This window comes from Mesorhizobium sp. M7A.F.Ca.US.006.04.2.1, from assembly GCF_004022915.1.
Classification (GTDB): domain Bacteria; phylum Pseudomonadota; class Alphaproteobacteria; order Rhizobiales; family Rhizobiaceae; genus Mesorhizobium; species Mesorhizobium ciceri.
On record NZ_RZQA01000834.1, the window covers coordinates 1 to 2,805 of the forward strand.

The following is a 2,805-nucleotide window of genomic DNA, read 5'->3' on the forward strand; positions in this document are numbered from 1 at the left end:
ACAAGCAGCTCCGCGCCGGAAAACAGGTCGCGTGCCGTGCGGCGCAGCGGCAGTACATGGACGACCATGGCCCGCTGCCCCTGGCTTGCCGGCACCGGGAACGAGCGCACGACGGCATCGGCCCGGTTCCCCGTGATAGCCTCCTGCAGAAGCGCATTGGCGGGCGCATGGGCGATGGCCAGGCCGCCATGCGAGGCGGACAGGAAGATGTCCGACATCGCCTCCAGAAACCGGTTGGCCGCCAGCACGCGGCCGGCCCCGGTCATGATCGCGGCCGGCAGACCGATGGCTTCGAGCGCGGTGACGGTTTCGCGAGCCGCTTCCAGGCCGAGCCGCGCGGCGATGAGGCCGGCGCGGGCAAGGTGCGGGCGAAACGAGTTCAGCAGGGCGAGCGAGGCCAGGTCGCAGGCGCCGTCCTTCAGCCAGCGCTGGAACACAAAGGTGACCAGTTCGCCCGTCGGCATCGGCACGACCGCGCAGATATGCCGGCCGATGCCAAAGGCCCTGAGCTTGCGGCGCACCGGATCGCGCTCGATCTCTCCGGCGCTCATCAAGTCGTCGACGACGATGAATTCAGACGGCCTGAGCGTGTATGTGCGCTGCACCGAGTCGGAGACCTTCCACGCATCGCTGGCGACGAACTCGTCGAACAGCGGTCGCACGATCTCCTCGCTACGACCACGCACCGGCATGTCGTCGCCGAAGAGGAAGATGGTGCCGGCGGCCGAGCCGGACAGGGCGCTGATCGCGCCCAAGGCCTTCGGCCATTCGTCCGGCAGGAAAGCCGCCTCGTAAATCCGATCGATGATGGCTGATTCCGTCCCGGGACCACCCATTTCGCTGCCCCGTTTCGAGGCCGGCAGTGTGTTCCATATGGCCGATGGGGTCAACCGTCAGGGCCTCCAGCAGTGGAAAGTAGGCCGCATACGCCACCAACGGCGCACCCTCTCTCCCGGGTTCGCAACCCATTCGAGCCCCATGCTGGAGAATGTGGCACGATCTTCTGATGATCGGGCCGCCGGGCTCGGGCAAATTGATGCTGGCGCAGCGGCTGCCGTCGATCCTGCCGCCGCTGGCGCCGAAGGAATTGCTCGAAGTCTCGATGATCGCGTCGGTGGCGGGAGAGCTCGGCGAAGGCAAATTGACTGACCGGCGGCCGTTCCGCGCGCCGCACCACTCGGCCTCGATGGCGGCGATGGTCGGCGGCGGCATCCGCGCGCGGCCGGGCGAGGTGTCGCTGGCCCATCACGGCGTGCTGTTCCTCGACGAGTTTCCCGAGTTCACGCCGCAGACGCTCGATGCGCTGCGCCAGCCGTTAGAGACCGGCGACTGCATGATCGCGCGGGCCAACCATCGCGTCACCTATCCAGCGCGTATCCAGCTGGTGGCGGCGATGAACCCGTGCCGTTGCGGCATGGCCGGCGAGCCGGGCTATCGCTGCCTGCGCGGCGAGCGCTGCCGCACCGACTACCAGGCGCGCATTTCGGGCCCGCTGCTCGACCGCATCGATCTCAGGATCGAGGTGCCGGCGGTCTCGGCCAGCGACCTGATCCTGCCCGACCGGGCGGAGAAAAGTGCCGATGTGGCGATGCGCGTGGCACGCGCCCGCACCATCCAGCGCGAGCGCTTCGAGCGGCTCGGCGCCACCCGCGCCACCACCAACGCGCATTGCGCGCCCTCGGTCATCGAGGAGATCGCCATGCCGGACGCCGCCGGCCTGTCGCTGCTCAAGGACGCCAGCGAAAAGCTCGCCTTTTCGGCGCGAGCCTATCACCGGGTGCTGAAGGTGGCGCGGACACTCGCCGATCTCGACGCCAGCGAAACCGTCGGCCGCATCCATCTGGCCGAAGCGATTTCCTACCGCATGAGTTCGGAGCGGGTGGCGCAGGCGGCGTAGATCCTTGAGGGCGGGGCAATCGCCTATATGGCATCTTCTGAGATGTTTGCCCGGCACTTACCCCCACCCTTAGTCCCTCCCCACAAGGGAGGGAGACTTCGTCAGCGCTGACCTCGGCAAACTACCGAAAGTCGGCGCAGAAAATGGTCACGGGAGCGCGGAGCAGCGCTCCCTCCCCCTGTGGGAAGGGGTAGGGTGGGGGTTCTCTTCGTAAAAACTCATATGCGATAGCCCTCCCCTCAAGGGGGACCGCCGCTGCCTTTGGATACTTTCTTCGGATTGACGCTCGGCGTCGGCGCTTCGGGCGGCGGTTCGGCGGCGGCAGGCGCCGGGGCGGGTTCGGCTGCAGGCGCTTCGGGAGCGCTGTTGCTCAAGGTGACCGAGATGCCGAATAGCTTCCACTGCCGCTCATGCGGCGCGAACAGCAGCTCGAAATTGACCTGCATCGGCACCGAGGGGAAAAAGCCCGCCATGTGCAGCATGCCGCTGGGCTCGATTTGCGGCAGAAGCGTCAGCTGCGGCTCCAGCACGGCAACGCCGCCGAGATCGAGCGCCTGCTGGCGCTGCGGCGCGAAGATCTCGCCAAGCTTTGCCGCGGTGTTGGCCTGGAAGCCTGGCGCGCCGAGATCGCGCAGCACGGTATAGTTACCGGTCTTGTTGGCCTGGTCCAGCGCCAGAAGCGAGGTGCGCACCAGGATCAGCACGCCATTGCGGTCGATATTGGCCGGCTTCGGCTCGGCCGGCCTGGCGGTCCTCTGCGTTTTCTTCGGCTGTTGCTCTTGCGACTGCGCGACGGTCGGTTGCGCAATTGCCAATACCGACAGCGCGGCCAGAAGCATCGCCGGTACCCGCTTCCGCAACGGTCTGGTTGCCCTGCGCGCCGTCATGCCCTTGCCTCTCGCCAGATC

2 protein-coding genes and 1 pseudogene are annotated in these 2,805 nt (G+C 67.2%); 1 reads left to right on the forward strand and 2 read right to left on the reverse strand.

Annotated elements, in window-relative coordinates; all coding sequences use genetic code 11:
• Positions 1–890: helix-turn-helix transcriptional regulator (locus EN925_RS30805; RefSeq protein ID WP_128337169.1), on the reverse strand; the 890-nt coding region annotated here is incomplete at its 3' end.
• Between the two features lie 104 nt (positions 891–994).
• On the opposite strand from EN925_RS30805, the pseudogene EN925_RS30810 reads away from it, so the two are divergent.
• Positions 995–1,897 (forward strand): annotated as a pseudogene (locus EN925_RS30810) (ATP-binding protein); the annotation flags it as partial.
• 239 nt (positions 1,898–2,136) lie between these two features.
• Here EN925_RS30810 and EN925_RS30815 read toward each other — a convergent pair.
• Positions 2,137–2,802 carry a hypothetical protein gene (locus EN925_RS30815; protein ID WP_348630373.1) on the reverse strand — a complete coding sequence of 222 codons (666 nt, stop codon included), beginning with the start codon at positions 2,800–2,802 and terminating at the stop codon, positions 2,137–2,139.
• Positions 2,803–2,805: the final 3 nt, after the last annotated feature.